Annotated in this window: 1 pseudogene; it reads right to left on the bottom strand. The window is 56.4% G+C overall.

Going from position 1 to position 321, the window contains the following annotated elements:
* Positions 1-243: pseudogene (locus KMS84_RS44300) on the bottom strand (hypothetical protein); the annotation flags it as partial.
* Positions 244-321 lie beyond the last annotated feature (78 nt).

The following is a 321-nucleotide window of genomic DNA, read 5'->3' as shown; positions in this document are numbered from 1 at the left end:
GTTACCGCACAGGGCCTGAGCTGCTTCGATACCAGGGAGAATGAGCGAGAAGGAACTGGCGGCCAGCATCATGCCGGCGGCGAAGCCCAGCATGATGTCTTGTGTACGAGCGGCGATATTCCGTAACGCGATTGCCGCGACAGCTCCCAGAGCTGTCGCGGCGAAGCCCGAAAGACCACCCAAAAAAGCAAAGTAGAGATTCGCCTTATTGGCACCGACGAATGCGCCATAGCCGCTTATCAATAGAAAGACTGTAATGCCAATCAGAATTGACCAGAACGCTCGCCCACTCCACCCGGAGTTCGAGAACCGGGCGAACAA

It is taken from the genome of Streptomyces hilarionis, from assembly GCF_024539675.1.
Lineage (GTDB): Bacteria > Actinomycetota > Actinomycetes > Streptomycetales > Streptomycetaceae > Streptomyces > Streptomyces hilarionis.
This window is presented reverse-complemented; position numbering and strand designations above follow the sequence as displayed.